Origin of the sequence: Vibrio hepatarius (assembly GCF_001274785.1) — a bacterium.
Taxonomy (GTDB): domain Bacteria; phylum Pseudomonadota; class Gammaproteobacteria; order Enterobacterales; family Vibrionaceae; genus Vibrio; species Vibrio hepatarius.
On record NZ_LHPI01000003.1, the window covers coordinates 267109 to 286079 of the forward strand.

Annotated in this window: 19 protein-coding genes; 11 read left to right on the top strand and 8 right to left on the bottom strand. The window is 48.4% G+C overall.

From position 1 onward, the window contains the following. Position 1: 1 nt before the first annotated feature. From AKJ31_RS06495 to AKJ31_RS06525, 7 genes are read right to left on the bottom strand one after another with little or no spacing between them, the layout of a single operon-like run. Positions 2 to 1729: a vWA domain-containing protein gene (locus AKJ31_RS06495; RefSeq protein WP_053408288.1), complete on the bottom strand. Its 1728-nt coding sequence runs from the start codon at positions 1727 to 1729 to the stop codon at positions 2 to 4. Beyond that, the gene (locus AKJ31_RS06500; RefSeq protein WP_053408289.1) at positions 1722 to 2786 is read right to left on the bottom strand and encodes a vWA domain-containing protein; all 1065 of its coding nucleotides are present in this window, start codon (positions 2784 to 2786) and stop codon (positions 1722 to 1724) included. Before AKJ31_RS06500 ends, AKJ31_RS06495 begins: the two co-directional genes overlap by 8 nt. Further along, entirely contained in the window at positions 2783 to 3292 is a 510-nt protein-coding gene (locus AKJ31_RS06505; protein WP_053408290.1) for a DUF4381 domain-containing protein, read from the bottom strand. The genes AKJ31_RS06500 and AKJ31_RS06505 overlap by 4 nt, the downstream gene beginning before the upstream one ends. After that, complete coding sequence (locus tag AKJ31_RS06510) at positions 3292 to 4254, bottom strand: DUF58 domain-containing protein (protein ID WP_053408291.1); 963 nt, start codon at positions 4252 to 4254, stop codon at positions 3292 to 3294. The genes AKJ31_RS06505 and AKJ31_RS06510 overlap by 1 nt, the downstream gene beginning before the upstream one ends. A gap of 14 nt (positions 4255 to 4268) precedes the next feature. Beyond that, positions 4269 to 5252 (bottom strand): AAA family ATPase, encoded by a 984-nt coding sequence (locus tag AKJ31_RS06515; protein ID WP_053408292.1) that lies wholly within the window; start codon positions 5250 to 5252, stop codon positions 4269 to 4271. 8 nt (positions 5253 to 5260) lie between these two features. Next, positions 5261 to 6553 (bottom strand): anaerobic sulfatase maturase, encoded by a 1293-nt coding sequence (locus tag AKJ31_RS06520; protein ID WP_053408293.1) that lies wholly within the window; start codon positions 6551 to 6553, stop codon positions 5261 to 5263. 54 nt (positions 6554 to 6607) lie between these two features. Next, a complete protein-coding gene (locus AKJ31_RS06525; RefSeq protein ID WP_053408294.1) occupies positions 6608 to 8125 on the bottom strand; it encodes an arylsulfatase in 1518 nt (505 codons plus the stop codon). Positions 8126 to 8260: 135 nt separating this feature from the next. On the opposite strand from AKJ31_RS06525, the gene AKJ31_RS06530 reads away from it, so the two are divergent. From AKJ31_RS06530 to AKJ31_RS06575, 10 genes are all read left to right on the top strand, one after another. Next, positions 8261 to 9118: a LysR family transcriptional regulator gene (locus AKJ31_RS06530; RefSeq protein WP_245639029.1), complete on the top strand. Its 858-nt coding sequence runs from the start codon at positions 8261 to 8263 to the stop codon at positions 9116 to 9118. Between the two features lie 192 nt (positions 9119 to 9310). Then, a complete protein-coding gene (gene rsxA / locus AKJ31_RS06535; RefSeq protein WP_053408296.1) occupies positions 9311 to 9892 on the top strand; it encodes an electron transport complex subunit RsxA in 582 nt (193 codons plus the stop codon). Next, complete coding sequence (rsxB, locus tag AKJ31_RS06540; RefSeq protein WP_053408297.1) at positions 9892 to 10473, top strand: electron transport complex subunit RsxB; 582 nt, start codon at positions 9892 to 9894, stop codon at positions 10471 to 10473. Before rsxA ends, rsxB begins: the two co-directional genes overlap by 1 nt. An 8-nt stretch (positions 10474 to 10481) precedes the next feature. Further along, the gene (gene rsxC, locus AKJ31_RS06545) at positions 10482 to 13106 is read left to right on the top strand and encodes an electron transport complex subunit RsxC (RefSeq protein WP_053408298.1); all 2625 of its coding nucleotides are present in this window, start codon (positions 10482 to 10484) and stop codon (positions 13104 to 13106) included. After that, on the top strand, positions 13106 to 14152 hold the full coding sequence (rsxD, locus tag AKJ31_RS06550; protein WP_053408299.1) for an electron transport complex subunit RsxD: 1047 nt from the start codon (positions 13106 to 13108) through the stop codon (positions 14150 to 14152). Before rsxC ends, rsxD begins: the two co-directional genes overlap by 1 nt. An 8-nt stretch (positions 14153 to 14160) precedes the next feature. Beyond that, positions 14161 to 14796: an electron transport complex subunit RsxG gene (gene rsxG, locus AKJ31_RS06555; RefSeq protein ID WP_053408300.1), complete on the top strand. Its 636-nt coding sequence runs from the start codon at positions 14161 to 14163 to the stop codon at positions 14794 to 14796. Next, positions 14789 to 15478: an electron transport complex subunit E gene (locus tag AKJ31_RS06560; RefSeq protein ID WP_053408301.1), complete on the top strand. Its 690-nt coding sequence runs from the start codon at positions 14789 to 14791 to the stop codon at positions 15476 to 15478. Before rsxG ends, AKJ31_RS06560 begins: the two co-directional genes overlap by 8 nt. A gap of 29 nt (positions 15479 to 15507) precedes the next feature. Next, the gene (gene nth / locus AKJ31_RS06565; protein ID WP_053408302.1) at positions 15508 to 16149 is read left to right on the top strand and encodes an endonuclease III; all 642 of its coding nucleotides are present in this window, start codon (positions 15508 to 15510) and stop codon (positions 16147 to 16149) included. Positions 16150 to 16161: 12 nt separating this feature from the next. After that, positions 16162 to 16578, top strand: coding sequence for a lactoylglutathione lyase (gene gloA, locus AKJ31_RS06570; protein ID WP_053408303.1), 417 nt, complete (start codon positions 16162 to 16164; stop codon positions 16576 to 16578). Between the two features lie 107 nt (positions 16579 to 16685). Continuing rightward, positions 16686 to 17123 (top strand): DUF2753 domain-containing protein, encoded by a 438-nt coding sequence (locus AKJ31_RS06575; protein WP_053408304.1) that lies wholly within the window; start codon positions 16686 to 16688, stop codon positions 17121 to 17123. Between the two features lie 61 nt (positions 17124 to 17184). On the opposite strand, the gene motY is transcribed toward AKJ31_RS06575, so the two are convergent. After that, the gene (gene motY, locus AKJ31_RS06580; RefSeq protein ID WP_053408305.1) at positions 17185 to 18066 is read right to left on the bottom strand and encodes a flagellar protein MotY; all 882 of its coding nucleotides are present in this window, start codon (positions 18064 to 18066) and stop codon (positions 17185 to 17187) included. Positions 18067 to 18286: 220 nt separating this feature from the next. On the opposite strand from motY, the gene rnt reads away from it, so the two are divergent. Next, positions 18287 to 18946 (top strand): ribonuclease T, encoded by a 660-nt coding sequence (rnt, locus tag AKJ31_RS06585; RefSeq protein ID WP_053408306.1) that lies wholly within the window; start codon positions 18287 to 18289, stop codon positions 18944 to 18946. Positions 18947 to 18971 lie beyond the last annotated feature (25 nt).

The window sequence follows — 18971 nt, forward strand, 5'->3', positions numbered from 1 at the left end:
GTTACTCCTCACCTCGTTCGTTGGCACCGCTAGAAGCATCGACTGGATTGTGGAGCTGGATTTGGAACTTGGCACGTAGGAAATATTTCGGGTCGGCTTCAACTCGTTTGAGCCATTTATCCGCCACCGCTTGATCATTCAGCAACTCTTCAGCACTTATCGACTCTTTGGTCATCAATTCTTCAGAAGTCTGTTCTTGATAACCGTCGCCAGTTTTTGGTTGATCCTCGCCCAGCTCTACGGAAATCTCTTGCTGCCCTTCTGCCGATTTGCCCTGACTTTCACTCATCTGGTTAATCTCGTCCACCAAAGCGGTAATCACGGCGAGATTGTGTTCAACGTCTGGTCGTAATTGTTCATGCAACGTAGTTTGCGCGGCGAGTGTTTGCAGGAGTTCTCTGGCAGCAACGTACTCTCGCTGCCGAGCCAGTGCGCTGGCGGCGTTGTACAAACCTAAGTCTCGCTCGTCTTGTGTCGCTGCATGCCTTAGCTGTAAAAACGCGCTATGCGCCAGCTTATATTCCCCAGCATAATAGTAAGCCGTACCTTTACGTAGCGGGTCTTTAAAATGTTTCGCCGCTTCTAGGTATTGTTTATCGTTCATTAAACGTTGACCTTGCTGATCCGGTGTTAACCACAAGTCCCACCAACTTTGCGCGAGCTTATCCCACAAGGTGACTTTTTGAATCACTTCAACTTGCTCAGCTTTACTCTGCACTGGTTGAGCCATTGCCGGTTTAGGCAACAACAAAGAACCAGACACCATCGCAAGTAAACACCACTGCACCAACCAACCTTTACGGAACCAAAGCATCATGATCAGCGCAATAGGATAAAGCAGTACATAACCCATATCCTTCCAAGGCATCGACGATTCACCGTTGAGTTGCATGTTACGCTCCACCAAGCGGTTCAGCGTTTCGATATCACTGCCGTCGACGCTCACCTCAACCAAGCGCCCACCAGTGGCACGAGCTAGCGCACGCAATGAGTCTAAGTCCATCGGGTTATCACTGACTCGATCAGGGTTTCCCGCAGCGAGAATCAGCAACTGATAAGGCTTGGCTGAAAAAAACGCGGCAAAACTATCAATCGTATTGGGCGTCACACCATCACTGACCAGTAATACGCTCGAGCCCAGTTCGTTGTTTAGCTGTTGGTCGATAAGCACTAAAGCTTGCGAGGCATCTTTGCCATCAACAGGCATGATGTCTGGCGAAATAGCCGCAAGAAAAGGGTCAAACACTTTTGCATCTTGAGTCACTGGCATAGCAACATGTGCGCTACCAGCGTAAACAACTAGTCCAGTCCGACCGCCTTCTCGCGCTGCGAGTAAATCTCGCACCTTTTGTTTGGCACGCTCTAGACGACTTGGCGGCAAATCTTTTTGCAGCATAGAATCACTGTTGTCTAGCACCACCAGCATCGACGCTTTATCTTCCCCAAATGGTGAGGCTTCTCGCTGCCAAGTTGGTCCAGCGCAAATGATAATCGCCAACGTCACGTTGACCAGCAGTAACTTAAGCGGCAACTGTTTTCGCCAGCCTTTTTCGCCGATGGTCAGCGCACTTCGCAGGTGTTCGGGTAACACATCTTTCCAGCTTGGTCTGGAGTCTTCTAATGAGCGTAACCAAAGTAGTAACACCATCGGCACAAACGCCAGTAACCACCAAGGTCTGAGAAAGTGAAACTGGCTGAAAAACTGCTCAACAGTCAGAGAATCAAACATGCTTTTCTCCCTGTTGAGAGCCTGAGCTAGAGTTTGCTAATCGTCTTCGTTGCAGCGTTGCTAAACTGAATGCCAACAAATGCATCACAACCACGATCGCCAACAAATAATGGTGCTGAGTTTGTTTTGGTCGATAAGTGGTACTTTCGTAGAGCTGAGGTTCAAGTTCACCAATCTCTTGGTAAGCGAGCGCTAACTCATCACGGTTAAGCGCTTGAAATGCTTTACCTCCTGATTCACTGGCGATACGTTCGATCGTCTCCATATCTAGCGCGGATTCACCAATAGTTCGCGGGTCTCCCATCGCGATAACATGCACGCGCACGCCTTTCGCTTTGGCAACTTTTGCCGCGTCAATCGGTTCGACAAAACTGCCAGTATCGTTACCATCGGTCAGCACAATCACCACTTTCTCTTTTGGCTTGTCTTGCTGAGGATTGGATTTCGCGCTCTGTTCAAACACTTTGATCGCCAAACCAATCGCATCGCCAAGGTGGGTGCTTTGCCCTGCCATCGCGACCTCGGTTTGCTCGAGTAACTCAAGCCAAACTTGTTGGTCAGCGGTAAACGGTGTTTGTACAAATGCCGCGTCACCAAACAAGATCAAACCCAATCGGTCACCTTTTCTTGTGGTTACAAACTCACCAAGTACTTCTTTGGCGGCGTCAAGACGAGAAATTTTACTGCCTGACTTGGAGTCAAAATCAACTTCTGCCATCGAACCGGACAAATCCACTACGACCATGACATCACGCCCGAGTTGCTCACGCACTTGTGGTTGACCCAGCACGTTTGGCTGCGCCAATGCCGTCACGACGCACAACCAAGAAATAATCAGTGTCGCACGTTGCCACCATTTGGGCGCTAGTTGACTCGCACCTTCCGACGGCGTTTCTCCAATCGCATCCACCAGCAATTGAAAGAATGGCACTTTGATCGCCATTTGTTTGGTGCGATAAGCGGGCACAAGATAAGAGATAAGTAGCGGCAGTGGTAGCAGCAAAAACCATAATGGATGCGCGAACTCTAGGCTATTCAGCGAGAGCAACGGATTCATACTCTACCCTCCTGAGTTTTCACGCTTAGGCGATGTTGTTTAAGCCAAACTTGCGCTCGTTTGATCAGTTCTGCATTTTGTTCAGAACTAAGTTCAATGTTCGGATTGACCAAACTTTGCTGCCACTGCTTTGCAGTTTGATCGTTAAAAGTGGGTTGCCCTAGGCTGAGCTCATCGAGTTTGCCTAAGAAGGCAGCATCGAACAGGCGGGCGTTACCACTATTGAGATAAACCAGTACGACTTTCAAAATAGAAAACAGTCTTTTACCTGTGTCGTTATCTTGAGGATTGAGTTCATTCAGCGCAGTTAATGCCTCACTGCGGTAGCGATTGTTCCACCAACGACACAGTGCTTTGTAGGTCCAATACACAAGTGCAAGCAATATCGCTAAAGCAAGTAGCTTCCAGCCAATGGTTTGAGGCCACCAACTGACACTTTCAGGTACTGCAACATCGTGCAAGTCGCGTAAAATATAGGTACTTGGCGGGGTATGGACAGTCGCCATTATCGACCTCCCACCAACTGTTGAAACTTAGCGATATGCTCGCCGGACGTATCCAGCTCGATGTGGGGTAGCTTTTTGATCGACATAAGCTGAGTCAGAGACTGCCTTTGCTGCGCCATTCGTTCGGCCAGATGCGAGCTGGCGGTTTCGACTTTGGCTTTACTGTCCAAGTTGAGTTGATAGCGCCCATCTCCCACAACCCACTTCAGACTAGCTAAGTCTTCCGGTAACGACTGTTCAAACGGGTCACTGACCATCACTGCCAGCACATCGTTGTGTTGCTGAAGTTGTTTCAGATGGTCAAGATGGTGCTCCTCACAGTCATGCCAGTCACTGATGAAGATAATCGTCGACTGTTTGAGCTTCATTCTTTTCACTTGTTCCAACCAGCGCGAAAAGCTGACGAGTTCACTGTTGTACGCATCAACATTCAAGGCTTGGTTGGACTGAGCAAGGCGCTTTAGTTGGGCTAAGAATTCATTTTGCGAGCGCTGTGCTTTGCTATGAAAAACGCGTTGATGCGCGGCAATCACCAACCCAACACGGTCACCGTCTTTCAATACTCGCCATCCACACATGGCAGCGATTTCCGCTGCCACCACCGATTTCATCACTTCAATCGAGGAGAAAAACATCGCACTACGCTGATCAACACAAATAATGACGTTACGGTCTTTCTCTTCGGTGTAACTTCTCACGTGTGGTTTGCCAGTGCGCATCGTCACTTTCCAATCGAGGTTACGAATATCATCACCGAGCTGGTAATGACGTAACTCTTCAAAATTCAAGCCACGGCCACGAAACAGAGAGTTATGACGTCCAGATAGAACACTGCCAGCTTTGAGGTGTGGCAAAAGGCTGAATGATTCGGCCTGAGCTTGCAGGCGAACCAAACGGGCGTAATCGCAATACAAACGTGGATCGAGTCCTTGGGACTGAGGGGCAAGAGTCGGCTTGGCCATTTCTACCTCCGCGCTTAGCCGATTTCGACGTAATCTAACAGCTCTTCAATCACGCGTTGATGATCAACGCCGTCTGCCAGCGCATCGTAACTCAGTGAAAAACGATGCCCCATGACGGCAGGCACCATAGCGCGAACGTCATCAGGCAGGACATGGTCGCGACCTTGAAGCCAAGCATAAGCACGAGCACATTTATCAAGCGCAATAGACGCACGCGGACTTGACCCAACTTCAATCCACTTGTCGAGTTGAGAGTCTGGGTAACGCTGCGGTTTGCGGGTCGCCATCACCAACGCGACGATGTAGTTCTCAACCAACTCAGAGACCGCAATATGCGGCAACTGTTGGCGCGCTTCAAGAATCAGCTCGGGAGAAATGTGCTCTGCCGGATTTGCCGTTCTTGACGCTTTGGCGCCAAGCTCTTCACTGCGAACCAAGCGGATAATGTCTCGCTCGGCTTGGTCTTCTGGATAATCGACGGTGACCTTCATGATAAAGCGGTCCATCTGCGCTTCAGGCAACGGATAGGTTCCTTCTTGCTCAATTGGGTTTTGTGTCGCTAGTACCATAAACAGATCAGGGAGCTGGTGCGTTTGATCACCCACGGTAATTGTCCCTTCGGCCATCGCTTCAAGCAAGGCTGCCTGCACTTTAGCGGGCGCACGGTTGACTTCATCGGCAAGGACAATGCTGTTAAAAATCGGTCCCGGTTGGAAATGCAGTTGTGGCTTACCCGCGACTTCTTGATAGACCTCGGTGCCAGTGACGTCTGACGGTAATAAGTCAGGAGTAAACTGGATACGTCCAAAGCTCGTCTTGAGCAAATTCGCCAGCGATTTTACCGAGCGCGTTTTCGCCGTTCCCGGTAACCCCTCAAGTAGCACGTGTCCATTAGTCAGCAAACCAATAACCAAAGCACGGACCACATGACTTTGACCAATGACACTCTGTTCTGTTTGTTCGATCAATTGCTTGATCGCTTGTTGTGCGTTATTCATCGCCACCCTTACTTAGTATTTTGTTGCTGCAAGATCTGCGATAAGCCCACCAGCATCGGCAAGGTGTCATCGAAGAAGCGACGGATACCCGAACAAAGGTAGTTAAGCCCTTGTTCACCGTCGGGGGTTTTGATTAAGCGATTTTTAGGGCATTCGCCCCAGCAGTATTTTAGGTAGGGACACTGCTTGCAGTATTCCGGTAGCGAGTCGCGCTTTGCCATACCAAAAGTAAACTGACGAGTGGAAAACGCCATCTCATTCAGCGTATGGTCGTGAATGTTCGACAACTTGTATTCGGGATATACATAATGGTCACAGCTGTACACATCGCCGTTATGTTCAATCGCTAAACCTTTGCCACAGAACTCTGCGGTAATACAGAGTTGAGAAGGTTTTCCCATCACTTGAGCAACAGCAGTTTCGAATAGGTTCACTAGCACTCGACCCAAGTCGTTGTTGACCCATTCGACAAACATAACACTAAGGAACTCACCCCAATCATCAGGGTCGACCGACCAATCGGTAACGACTGACATTGGGTGCCCCGGTTTCGCTAACTCACTGCCCATCTCTGGGATCATCTGCTCATTCCAGAACTGCGGCGCGGTCGTGTGGAAGTCATTGGGTTCGACCACAGGTGCGAGCTGGATATAAGTCACGCCAAGTTCGCGAGTAAGGAATCGATAGATCTCCAATGGATGCTTCACGTTGTGGCGGTTTACTGTCACCAAAGCGTTGAATCGCACTTGGTGCTGCTGCAGTTTTTCTACCGCTTTCATTACCAAATGGAACGTAGGTTTACCGCTACGGGTTTTGCGGTATTTGTCGTGCAGCTCTTGCGGACCATCAATCGACAATCCGACTAAGAAGTTGTTCGCATGTAAGAACTCACACCATTCGTCATTGAGCAAAATGCCGTTGGTCTGCAAGTCATTTTCGATGCGTGTGCCTTTTGGCTGGTATTTCTTTTGTAGCTCAACCACTTTGCGGAAGTAATCTAATCCCAGCAGTGTTGGCTCTCCGCCCTGCCAAGAAAATACGATTTGTTCGCCGTCTTGACTCTCAATATAACTCTTAATAAAAGCGTCTAAGGTTTCATCGTCCATTTTCGGTTGCTTTGGTTGATGAAGCAGATTTTCTTTATGCAGATAAAAGCAATATTGGCAGTCAATGTTACATTTTGCACCGCCCGGTTTGGCCATCACGTGGAAGCGACGCTCGTTTCCTTGCGCGGATTTAAACGCGGTTTTCATTGGGACGATTGGCATAGCCGTAGAATGACGTGGGGAAGTTTTGCTCATGCATTTCTCTCTTTGAATTATGGCGCCCCTAAGAGCGCCACTTGTAATTATTCGTTACTTAGGAACAAATGTGCCCGGCTCCATACGAGGTGGGTATTCTTTAAACGTTCCCATCACCTCTTTCACTTTTTCCATCGCTGGCATCATTAAGAATGAACGCTCGTACATCCAAGTATCGTATCCCATACCAGTATCACCTCGTTCAAACGGGTCAATACTTAAGTCAAAGATCTTCGGTACACGCAGCTTAGTAAATGGTTTTTGCCAAATCTCTAAGCCAGTCTCATTTTCTTGAATCAAGAAATGGAACTTGTATTTGCCTTGACGTAAAGCGAGTAGGTCACCGTCATCACTCCAGTAGACGAACTCGTTACGCGCTGATTTATCGGTTTTACCTGTTAGGTAAGGCAGTTGGTTGTAACCGTCTAAGTGAACTTTGTAGTTCATATCACCAACTTTTTTGCCCTTAAGCAACTCGTCAGTGACTTTATCATTACCTGCTGCGGCAACTAACGTTGGGAAGAAGTCTTCTAGAGACATCATACCGTTAAACGTTTTACCCGCTTCGATTTTACCAGGCCACTTGATCAGCATAGGGACACGGAAACCGCCTTCCCAACCAGTGTTTTTCTCAGAACGGAACGGTGTCATACCCGCATCTGGCCACAAGTTGATCATCGGGCCATTGTCTGTAGTGTAAACGATGATAGTGTTGTCATCGACACCCAACTCTTTGATCTTGTTAAGTAGATGGCCAATTTGGTCATCGTGTTGTTTCACGCCATCAGCATAGAAACCCGCACCAGTTTTACCCTTGTACTCTTCTGGTACGTGAGTAAAGTTGTGCATACGTGTGGTGTTGAACCAAGTAAAGAACGGTTTATCTGCTTTGACTTGTTTTTCAATGAAGCTTTCCGCTGCGTCGAGGAACTCGCCGTCAACGTTTTCCATGCGCTTACGCGTTAGAGGACCGGTGTCTTCAATTTTACCGTCAGCGTATGAATGGATAACGCCACGTGGACCAAACTTCTTCTTGAACTCAGGGTCAGTTGGGTAATCCACGTTCTCTGGTTCTTCTTCCGCATTCAGGTGGTAAAGGTTGCCGAAAAATTCGTCGAAACCGTGGTTAGTTGGAAGATGTTCGTCTCGGTCACCTAGGTGGTTTTTACCAAATTGACCTGTTGCGTAGCCCAGCTGTTTTAGCATAGTGGCGATGGTAGGGTCTTCTTTCGAAATACCTTCAGCTGCACCTGGTAAACCCACTTTAGACAAACCAGTACGCTTAGGCATTTGACCAGTGATAAATGCAGAGCGGCCAGCGGTTGAGCTTTGCTGTGCGTAGAAGTTCGTGAACTTCGCGCCCTCTTGGGCAATCGTGTCGATGTTTGGCGTGTTGTAAGCCATCATACCTTGGTTATACGTACTTAGGTTCCAGTAACCCACATCGTCACCAAATATCACCAAGATATTGGGTTTGTCCGCCGCGTATGCGGTAGCAGAAGCCGCACCTAACGCGAGCGTACAGGCGTTAAGCACCAGCTTTTTGCCTTTTGCTTTGGTCGCATTTTTCATACCATCTCCGTTATTTCACTGAAATTATAGGAAGTTCACCTTAAGCTCCCTCAACAGCTAAGATAAACTACGAACAAACCAGAATAAATATAGTGACAATTTGCTAATGTATAAATTTAATTTATGAGTAACGTGATGGACTTAAATCTAATTCAGACTTTTCTCGTCGTCGCAGAATTTCAGTCTTACACTAAAGCAGCAGAGCATCTTGGGCTTACTCAGCCCGCGGTCAGTGCTTCGGTGAAACGCCTAGAACAAGTGGTGAATAAACAGCTATTTGTAAAAAAAGGCAGAGGTATCGCGCTCACTTCAACTGCGTATCAACTGATCCCACAGTTTCAGCAAGCGATTAGCATTATCGACAACGCGGTCTTCGAAGAAAAAGCGTTTGAAGTGTATTGCTCAGAAGCCATCTTGCATAAACTCGACTCACTGAATGGTGCGGTGTTTCACGAGTCTCCACCAGACAAATATCAACTCTTTGAGCAACTTAGACGACAGAAAATGGACTTGGTTATCGATACTGTGATCACCAAAGACGCCGCATTTATTGTCGAAGAAGCGTATCAAGAGCCTGCTGTGGTGATTTGCCGTGGCCAACACCCGCGAATTCAAGGCTCAATCACTAAACAAGAGTTTTACAACGAAACCCATTGTTTATTTTCAGGAAGATGGCAAGACGCGACTGGATTTGAGCAATTGGCTAAAGAAGCGGTGCAAGAGCGTAAAACCGAAATCGTCACCTGTTCACTGGCGGGAATGGCGATGAATGTCGCGCAGCATGATTGTATAGGGATTATTTCTCAGTCGTTCGCGACCAAGTGGAGTAAGATCCTCGACCTACAAGTACTCGAATGCCCGGTCGAGATTTACGAAATCCCTTACAAGCTCGTCTACCATAAACGTGAAATACATAACCCTGCACATATGAAATTGCGCGAATCAATCAAGATGCAACTCAACAACTTTAATTCTGTGCCTCTAACGTTGTGACGCTAGACTCTAGTTATTGAGGTTCACTCTTTGGTAGTAATTTGACCAAGCAAAACGCGGTGTAAACTCAACCATAGTGGCATTGTTTCGTATAAATTTTACTCAACAATATAAAACCTTAGCTTTCCTTGGTTGTTATTGGCCGGGCAAAGCACGATAATGTCGGGATCGGAATTTCTTAACTATATAACTATGACCGAATATCTTTTGTTGTTGGTTGGTACTGTTCTAGTCAACAACTTTGTACTGGTGAAGTTTTTGGGCTTATGTCCATTTATGGGGGTCTCTAAAAAGTTAGAGACTGCTATCGGTATGGGGTTAGCAACTACATTTGTGCTGACCCTCGCTTCTGTGTGCTCGTATCTGGTGGAAAGCTATATCTTAGCACCGCTGGAATTGCAGTATCTGCGTACCATGAGCTTTATTCTTGTTATCGCGGTAGTGGTTCAGTTCACCGAAATGGTGGTCCACAAAACCAGCCCGACACTTTACCGCCTGCTCGGCATCTTCTTGCCACTCATTACCACTAACTGTGCGGTATTGGGTGTAGCGCTGCTTAACATCAATGAGAACCACAACTTTATTGAGTCAATCATCTACGGTTTTGGTGCCGCACTTGGCTTCTCACTGGTGCTTATCTTGTTCGCCTCCATGCGTGAACGCATCGCCGCAGCCGACGTTCCTGCTCCTTTTAAAGGCGCTTCCATTGCAATGATTACCGCAGGTCTTATGTCTTTGGCCTTTATGGGCTTTACTGGATTGGTGAAGTTGTAATGAGCACGATTTTAATTGCAATTATCGCCATCGCGGCGTTAGCGGCTATCTTTGGCGCGATACTCGGCTTTGCCTCTATCCGCTTTAAAGTTGAATCTGATCCAATTGTCGATCAGATCGATAGCATTCTGCCGCAAACCCAGTGTGGTCAATGTGGCTACCCAGGCTGTCGTCCGTACGCAGAAGCCATCGCCAACGGGGATGACATCAACAAATGTCCTCCGGGCGGTCAAGCGACGATTGAGAAACTTGCTGACCTAATGGGTGTTGAAGCGACCGAATCGGCGCACGATCTGGATGACGTCAAAAAAGTCGCCTTCATCCACGAAGATATGTGTATCGGTTGTACCAAATGTATTCAAGCTTGTCCGGTTGACGCCATAGTCGGCGGGACAAAAGCACTGCACACCGTCATCAAAGACGAATGTACGGGCTGCGACTTGTGTGTCGCACCGTGTCCAACGGATTGTATTGAAATGATTCCTGTAGAAACCACTACAGCGAACTGGAAGTGGCAACTGGACGCCATTCCTGTTGTTGATATTACCGATTCTGCCAAGTCGCAGAATGGCGTGAATTAAGGACTGGTATGTTGTCATTAATCGAACAAATTAAAACTGGCGCGCTTTGGGACTTCCCAGGTGGTGTTCATCCGCCAGAAAACAAACAACAATCCGTAACCACTGCCATCGCACGAGCGAGCATTCCCGGTGAAATCGTCTTGCCGGTTAAACAACATATCGGTAAACCGGGTGCGATTATCGTCAACGTTGGCGACCAAGTACTTAAAGGCCAGCCGTTAAGTAAATACGACACCAGCTTTATGCTGCCTGTTCACGCACCGACTTCAGGTGTAGTGACAGCGATTGAATCTCGTACCACCGCGCACCCTTCAGGCTTGCCTGAAATGTGCATCGTGATTAAACCCGATGGTGAAGAACGTTGGATTGAACGTAAACCAATCAGCGACTTTACTAGCCATACTCCCGATGAGCTGATCGAAATTATCCGCCAAGCGGGTGTTTCTGGTATGGGTGGCGCTGGTTTCCCAACCGCGAAAAAAATCCAAGCGGGTTTAGCGCGTACTGAAATTCTGATCGTAAACGCAGCGGAGTGTGAGCCTTACATCACCGCCGACGACATGCTGATGCAAGAGTACGCGGACGAAGTGATCAAAGGCATCGAGATCGTTGAACACATCCTCAAGCCTAAAATGACCATCATCGGTATTGAAGACAACAAACCGAAAGCAGTCGAAGCGCTACAAAAAGCTGCCGAAAGCAAAGATATCATCATCCGTGTGATCCCGACCAAATACCCGTCAGGCGGTGAAAAGCAGCTGATAAAAATCCTAACCAACAAAGAAGTGCCGACTAACGCGATTCCGGCGGATATCGGTTTACTGGTGCAAAACGTTGGCTCACTACAAGCGATAAAACGTGCGGTTTGTGACGGTGAGCCTTTGGTCGAGCGCATTGTAACGCTCACCGGTAACACCTTTAAGCAGCCTCGCAACGTTTGGACACTGATCGGCACACCCGTTCAAGCACTGCTAGACGAATTCGGCTACTCGGCTGACAAGCGATTACCCCGATTAATCATGGGTGGGCCTATGATGGGCTTTACCTTGCCACACGCAAACGTGCCGATCACCAAGACTGCCAACTGTATTCTTGCGCCAACGCGCCGTGAGATTGCGCCAAGCCATTACGAAATGGAATGTATTCGTTGTGGTCAATGCGCCGAAGCCTGCCCTGCTTCGCTACTGCCACAGCAACTTCAATGGCACGCCAAAGCCGAAGAGTATGAAAAGTGTGAAGAGCTCAACCTGAAAGACTGCATTGAATGTGGTGCTTGTGCTTACGTTTGCCCAAGCGAAATTCCACTGGTTCAGTACTACCGTCAGGCGAAAGCTGAAATTCGCACGCGTAAAGAAGAAGCCGAAGCAGCAGAACGCGCTAGATTACGCTTTGAAGAGAAAAAAGCGCGTATGGAACGCGATAAGGCGGAACGAGAAAACCGCTTTAAGAAAGCCGCTGACAGTCGCCACAAAGAGATGAAAGAGTCTGGCGGGGACGACGCCATTGCTGCCGCGATAGCACGCGTCAAAGCGCAAAAGTCCGCTCCGCAAGAAGAAACATCAGCGGTGAAACCAGCGGTTGCCGCTGCTATTGCCAAAGCAAAAGCCAAGCAAGCCGCGGCAATGCAATCTGGTCAAGAAGAACCAGATAACTCAGAAATGGCCAAATTGCGTGAAGAACGCAAACGTCAGGCTCGCGAACGTAAAGCAGAGAAAGCCCAAGCAAGCGAGTCAACGTCTGATGATAAGAAAGACGCTGTCGCAGCCGCCGTAGCGAGAGCTAAAGCTCGTAAAGCGCAGCAACAATCAGGTTCTGAGGGAACTCCGGCTGAAGACAAAAAAGCCGCAGTTGCCGCCGCGATCGCCAGAGCGAAAGCGAAGAAGCAACAAGCTGACAATAGTGACTCGGCAGACTCTGAAGATTCTTCAGCGCAACAAGGCGATAAAAAAGCTGCGGTTGCTGCCGCTATCGCTCGAGCTAAAGCCCGCAAAGCGGAGCAAGATGCTGCCAAGCAGGAGTCGGAACTAGAGACTACTGCTGAAACCAGTCAAGAAGAGGATCCGAAGAAAGCTGCGGTTGCTGCCGCTATCGCTCGTGCTAAAGCCCGTAAAGCGGAGCAAGAAGCCTTTAAGCAAGAGTCGGAATCAGAGGGTTCTACTCAAACCAGTCAAGAAGAGGATCCGAAGAAAGCTGCGGTAGCCGCTGCTATTGCGCGCGCTAAAGCCCGCAAAGCGGAACAAGAAGCCGCTAAGCAAGAGTCGGAACCAGAGACTTCGACTGAAATTAGTCAAGAAGACGATCCGAAGAAAGCTGCGGTTGCCGCTGCTATCGCTCGTGCTAAAGCTCGCAAAGCGGAGCAAGAAGTAGCCAAGCAAGAGTCGGAACCAGAAACTTCGGCTGAAGCCAGTCAAGAGGATGATCCGAAGAAAGCCGCGGTTGCCGCGGCTATCGCACGAGCTAAAGCCCGCAAAGCGGAGCAAGAAGCCGCCAAGCAAGAGTCGGAACCAGAGACCACTTCTGAAACCAGTCAAGAAGAGGATCCGAAGAAAGCCGCGGTTGCCGCCGCTATCGCGCGCGCTAAAGCCCGCAAAGCGGAAAAAGAACAACAAAAACGTACTGAGGAGAAAGAGTAGTGGCCTTCTTTATTGCCAGCTCACCACACGCGCACAGTCGTCGCAGCACTCCTGATCTAATGAAGTGGGTGGCGCTGTGTGCGCTGCCTGGCTTAGCTGCTCAAACCTATTTCTTTGGCTGGGGAACGCTATTCCAGCTCGCATTCGCGATCGTTTTAGCCCTAAGCCTTGAAGCTTTGGTTATGGTGGCGAGAAAACGTCATCCTATGTCGGCACTACGTGACAACAGCGCCTTAGTGACCGCTTGGTTATTGGCGGTTGCCATTCCACCTCTTTCGCCTTGGTGGATTTTAGCGATTGGTTTGGTGTTCGCCATCGTGGTGGCGAAGCACCTGTACGGTGGCATCGGCCAAAACCTGTTTAACCCTGCGATGGTTGCATACGTGGTATTGCTGATTTCCTTCCCGGTACAGATGACCAGCTGGATTTCACCAAGTGAACTGCAAACCACGCCGATTTCAATGGGTGACGCGCTTTCGCTGATGTTCACGGGTTTCAATCTCGACGGTTTATCGCTGCAACAAATCAGAACCGGTATTGATGGCGTAACCATGGCAACGCCACTGGATGCGTTTAAAACCGCTCTCCACACAGGTAAAACTGCGAGTGAAGCTCTCCAACAACCACAATTCAGCGCACTGGCTGGAATCGGTTGGGAATGGGTCAACCTCGCTTACCTTATTGGCGGTTTAGCTTTGATTAAACTGCGCGTGATCAGTTGGCATATTCCGGTTAGCTTCTTACTCAGCCTAACGGTCGTAAGTGGTCTGTTTATGCTGCTGGCTCCTGGGGAAACCGCATCACCAATCGTTCACCTGTTATCTGGCGCAACCATGATTGGCGCGTTTTTCATCGCAACCGACCCTGTATCGGCTTCGACAACCGTCAAAGGTCGACTGGTGTTCGGTGCATTTATCGGAGCGATGGTGTTTATTATTCGTAGTTGGGGTGGCTTCCCTGACGGTATCGCCTTTGCGGTTTTACTAGGCAATATGTGCGTACCGCTGATCGACTACTACACCAAACCACGTACTTACGGGCATTAAGGGTTAACATGTTAAACGCTATTCGAAAAAATGGTGTTATTCTTGCTATTTTCGCCTGTGCGTCGACAGGTGTAGTGGCGCTGACACACTACTTAACTAAAGACAGAATCCACCAGCAGGAACAGGCTCAGCTACTCTCGGTCCTCAACCAAGTGATCCCTCATGAGATGCATGACAACAATCTGTACAACTCGTGCACGTTAGTCAGCGACCCTGCATTGGGAACCAAAGACGCCATGCCTGTCTACATGGCGACGATTGACGGTGCGCCAACGGCAATGGCGATTGAAACCATTGCACCTGATGGCTATAACGGCACAATCAAGTTAATCATCGGTATCGAGCACGATGGAACAATTTCAGGGACTCGTGTACTGAGTCATAAAGAGACACCGGGGTTAGGCGACAAGATCGATCTACGCATCACCGACTGGATTCTTGGTTTTGCTGGTAAGCAAGTGACCAATGAAAACGAGTCTACTTGGAAAGTACGTAAAGATGGTGGCCAGTTTGACCAGTTTACCGGTGCGACCATTACTCCGCGCGCAGTTGTCAAAGCGGTAAAAAATACCGTGCAGTTCGTCAACGCCAATCGCGACGCTATTTTGAGTCAACCACTGAACTGTGGAGGCAACAATGAGTGAACATAAAAAACTGATTAAAAACGGTATGTGGGACAATAACCCTGCGCTGGTACAGCTGCTAGGTTTGTGTCCTCTACTCGCGGTCTCGTCTACCGTCACCAACGCACTCGGCCTTGGTATTGCAACATTGCTGGTTCTGGTTGGTTCGAATGTCACCGTTTCATTGGTGCGTGACTATGTACCAAAAGAAGTGCGTATTCCGGTTTTCGTTATGATCATCGCCGCGCTAGTGACTTGCGTGCAATTGCTAATGAACGCCTACGCCTACGGTCTATTCCTATCTCTGGGTATTTTTATCCCGCTGATCGTGACCAACTGCATCATCATCGGCCGAGCGGAAGCATTTGCCTCAAAAAACGACGTACTCCCTTCTGCGCAAGACGGTTTTTGGATGGGTGTTGGCATGACCAGCGTATTGGTCGTACTCGGTGCGATGCGCGAGGTGATCGGCAACGGTACTCTATTCGACGGCGCTGACTTACTGCTTGGTGATTGGGCAACCGTATTGCGTATCGAAATCTTCCACTTCGATAACAGTTTCTTACTCGCGTTGCTGCCGCCGGGTGCCTTTATTGGCGTTGGCTTACTTATCGCGGTTAAGAACATTATCGACAAACAACTCGAAGCGCGTCAGCCAAAACAAGAAAAACAGACTATCGAACGTGCGCGTGTAACCAACTAATTATTATTACACTGGAAAGCAGCCTCAACATGAACAAAGAAAAACGCAGACTAATCTTAGAGCGGTTAAGGGAAAACAACCCCAATCCGCAAACTGAGCTAAACTGGAGCACACCGTTTGAATTGCTCATCGCGGTGCTGTTATCCGCCCAAGCGACAGATGTCAGCGTCAACAAAGCGACTGATAAACTCTACCCTGTCGCCAACACACCTCAAGGTCTGCTTGACCTAGGCGTGGACGGTGTTAAAGAGTACATTAAAACCATCGGTCTATTTAATTCTAAAGCAGAGAACGTCATTAAGACGTGTAAGATCTTGCTTGAGCAGCACGGCGGCGAAGTGCCAGAGGACCGAGCAGCGCTTGAAGCCTTGCCCGGCGTTGGACGAAAAACAGCAAACGTGGTTCTCAACACAGCGTTTGGCTGGCCAACGATTGCGGTTGACACGCACATATTCCGCGTAGCAAACCGCACCAAACTGGCGATGGGCAAAAACGTTGACCAAGTAGAAGAAAAACTACTTAAAGTGGTACCAAAAGAGTTTAAGCTTGATGTACACCACTGGTTGATCCTGCACGGACGTTACACTTGCGTCGCACGCAAACCTCGCTGCGGCAGCTGTATTATTGAAGACCTTTGTGAATTCAAAGAGAAAGTATATCCGGAAAACTAGGAGCACAAGACAATGTCAAACGGAAGAATTCTACACACTATGCTTCGCGTAGGTGATCTAGACAAATCCATCCAGTTCTACACTGATGTTATGGGTATGCAGCTACTTCGCAAGAACGAAAACACTGAGTACAAGTACACTTTGGCTTTCCTTGGCTACGGTGATGAGTCACAAGGCGCAGTTATCGAACTAACTTACAACTGGGGCACCACTGAATACGATATGGGCAGCGCATTTGGCCACATCGCGATCGGCGTTGACGACATCTACACGACTTTTGATGCAATCAAAGCAGCAGGCGGCAACGTGACTCGTGAACCAGGCCCAGTAAAAGGCGGAACCACTCACATTGCTTTCGTTAAAGACCCTGACGGCTACATGATTGAGCTTATCCAAAACAAACAAGCAACAGCAGGTTTGGAAGGGTAATCTCACCTGATAAAAAGGGCTGCATTTCGCGGTCCTTTTTATTTATCTTTACTTGATAATAATTATCATTTAATCTCATTTCAGTCTTTTATAGGAGAGTGGATGAGATGGACATTGCAGAATGGGAGAAACACACATTATTGGCTGACATGGCGATGAGCGAACACGATCATCTGCGCAGCATTCTTCATTACCAACAAGCACTGACGTTAAGTGAGCGTATCAGTGAAGAAACAGAGTTTGACGTTGAAGACCGGCTGATGATTTCGGTGATTTCATGCCACAACATGGCAACGTTCTGGCGTAATGTTGGCGAAAGCAAGTACGAGCTCAAATATCTCAAGCTCGCCTCTGAAAAGGTGTTGACGTTAGTGCCGCAATGTCCAAACAACCAATGCGACGCGTTTGTCGACTCACTCGGTTGCTGTAAAAAGGCGCTGATTGAGTTTATGAAGCGACATCCGAACCCAAAAATCGCCCGACTGGTACAAGATATTGATACGGCGACCAACTGCAACCTGATCGCCAAGTTTAGAATCAACTGAGAAAAGCTATTGCGCCCTGCTCTGCCGTTTTATAAGCGCATATCAGGAACGCAGGAATGGTTTATATTTGAGTGCGTCCTAACGAGATGACCACGCGGCGGTTCTTATCTTTGCCGATTGGTGAGGCATTGTCGGCAATTGGGCGACGCTTGCCGTAACCCTGAACCTGAATACGGTCTTCTGGCAACCCCAGTGACTCAAAGTAATCCTGCAACACTTCTGCTCGTCGCTCAGACAAGCTCTGGCTGGCACTTTTCGAGTCATCAGAATCGGTATAGGTCGACACCAATACCAAATCGATATCCTGATTGTGTTTGATGTATTCAGCAATTTGCGCCAAGCGCTTCAATGAACGTTTGTTAAGCTCAACGCTAGTACGGTCATAGTGAAGAATAGTAAAGGCGATATCTTCAAAACTGTACGGCAGCAAGTTGGCAATGCAGTCACTGAACACATTGTAGCTTGACTGGAACAACACTGAAGACAATGCAACTTCCACACGTTGATCTCTTCGCTGCCACTCTTGGTAACTAAATGTTGGGTAACGCCCTTTTTCCAGCTCGCTTAAAATACTCCACGCGGTTTGTCCGCCCACGTAACCGTCAAACTGTTGGAAAAATTGAATATTGGAAATACGGTCTGCGCCCTCTCCCGGACGCCAAGCAGGTGGCATCGACACCAATGACACATCTCGGGTTTCGCCCATCGGACGTTTCATTTTCAGCTCAAAATCGAGATTAATTTTCTTGCTCGCACGTGAAGAAAACACCGCCTCACCGTAATTAGGGATAGGGTGAACTAAGCGACACTCCAACGGCGTGTTGGTGATCATTTGCCACTGAGACTGTTGTGGCGACGCAGCATATTGGACATCCATCGCCTGCACAGAGCTTGCGATAGTCGTCAGTGTGAACGTCAGTCCGGTTGCGAACAGTTTTTTCATGGTGTGTGGCTTCTCTCTACTGCTAATGAGGCGTCAATTTGCCGCTTCTGATTGTTACATGCAGAACAATGCAAAAAGCTAGCCAACCCTAAGTAATCGCGGGTAGTTCAAGGTGAAAACAAACCCATCAATAAGTGCGCAATATTAATTCAACAATCCGGTTTTTCTTAGTATCAGAATCTGCAATAATGCTGCACTTGTCACACAATTTTAGGCCAACATGACTGTAGAAAACGAAGCATTGACGCTAAAAAAACGATTTCGCGGCTATTTTCCTGTTGTTATCGACGTTGAAACCGCAGGATTTAACTCCAAGACCGATGCACTTTTAGAAATCTGTGCCGTTACTTTAAAGATGGACGAAAACGGCGACCTCCACCCTGCGTCAACCATCCATTTCAATGTTGAGCCCTTTGAAGGCGCTAATCTTGAAAAAGAAGCGCTTGAATTCAACGGCATTCGTGACCCTTTTAGCCCACTTCGCGGCGCGGTCTCTGAATCTGAAGCTCTCAAAGAAATTTATAAGCTGGTACGAAAAGAGCAGAAAGCGGCGGATTGTAGCCGTGCCATCATCGTTGCCCACAATGCGACCTTTGACCATAACTTTGTTATGGCAGCAAGTGAACGCAGCCAGCTAAAAAGAGTCCCTTTCCATCCATTTGCGACGTTTGACACCGCAACATTAAGCGGCTTGGCGTATGGCCAAACAGTACTGGCTAAAGCCTGCAAGACTGCTGGGATGGAATTTGACAACAAAGAAGCCCACTCTGCCCTATACGATACTCAAAAAACGGCAGAGCTTTTCTGTGGCATCGTCAACAAGTGGAAAGCCCTAGGTGGTTGGCCGTTGGTTGAAGCCGATGCTGACAACAATAATTAATATGTAAACACAACAAATGAGAAAA

What these genes read in the sequence shown, in the direction of transcription:
- AKJ31_RS06495 (WP_053408288.1), bottom strand. Translation starts at nt 1,729, where the DNA reads ATGTTTGATTCTCTGACTGTTGAGCAGTTTTTCAGCCAGTTTCACTTT.
- AKJ31_RS06500 (WP_053408289.1), bottom strand. Translation starts at nt 2,786, where the DNA reads ATGAATCCGTTGCTCTCGCTGAATAGCCTAGAGTTCGCGCATCCATTA.
- AKJ31_RS06505 (WP_053408290.1), bottom strand. Translation starts at nt 3,292, where the DNA reads ATGGCGACTGTCCATACCCCGCCAAGTACCTATATTTTACGCGACTTG.
- AKJ31_RS06510 (WP_053408291.1), bottom strand. Translation starts at nt 4,254, where the DNA reads ATGGCCAAGCCGACTCTTGCCCCTCAGTCCCAAGGACTCGATCCACGT.
- AKJ31_RS06515 (WP_053408292.1), bottom strand. Translation starts at nt 5,252, where the DNA reads ATGAATAACGCACAACAAGCGATCAAGCAATTGATCGAACAAACAGAA.
- AKJ31_RS06520 (WP_053408293.1), bottom strand. Translation starts at nt 6,553, where the DNA reads ATGAGCAAAACTTCCCCACGTCATTCTACGGCTATGCCAATCGTCCCA.
- AKJ31_RS06525 (WP_053408294.1), bottom strand. Translation starts at nt 8,125, where the DNA reads ATGAAAAATGCGACCAAAGCAAAAGGCAAAAAGCTGGTGCTTAACGCC.
- AKJ31_RS06530 (WP_245639029.1), top strand. Translation starts at nt 8,261, where the DNA reads ATGGACTTAAATCTAATTCAGACTTTTCTCGTCGTCGCAGAATTTCAG.
- rsxA (WP_053408296.1), top strand. Translation starts at nt 9,311, where the DNA reads ATGACCGAATATCTTTTGTTGTTGGTTGGTACTGTTCTAGTCAACAAC.
- rsxB (WP_053408297.1), top strand. Translation starts at nt 9,892, where the DNA reads ATGAGCACGATTTTAATTGCAATTATCGCCATCGCGGCGTTAGCGGCT.
- rsxC (WP_053408298.1), top strand. Translation starts at nt 10,482, where the DNA reads ATGTTGTCATTAATCGAACAAATTAAAACTGGCGCGCTTTGGGACTTC.
- rsxG (WP_053408300.1), top strand. Translation starts at nt 14,161, where the DNA reads ATGTTAAACGCTATTCGAAAAAATGGTGTTATTCTTGCTATTTTCGCC.
- AKJ31_RS06560 (WP_053408301.1), top strand. Translation starts at nt 14,789, where the DNA reads ATGAGTGAACATAAAAAACTGATTAAAAACGGTATGTGGGACAATAAC.
- nth (WP_053408302.1), top strand. Translation starts at nt 15,508, where the DNA reads ATGAACAAAGAAAAACGCAGACTAATCTTAGAGCGGTTAAGGGAAAAC.
- gloA (WP_053408303.1), top strand. Translation starts at nt 16,162, where the DNA reads ATGTCAAACGGAAGAATTCTACACACTATGCTTCGCGTAGGTGATCTA.
- AKJ31_RS06575 (WP_053408304.1), top strand. Translation starts at nt 16,686, where the DNA reads ATGGACATTGCAGAATGGGAGAAACACACATTATTGGCTGACATGGCG.
- motY (WP_053408305.1), bottom strand. Translation starts at nt 18,066, where the DNA reads ATGAAAAAACTGTTCGCAACCGGACTGACGTTCACACTGACGACTATC.
- rnt (WP_053408306.1), top strand. Translation starts at nt 18,287, where the DNA reads ATGACTGTAGAAAACGAAGCATTGACGCTAAAAAAACGATTTCGCGGC.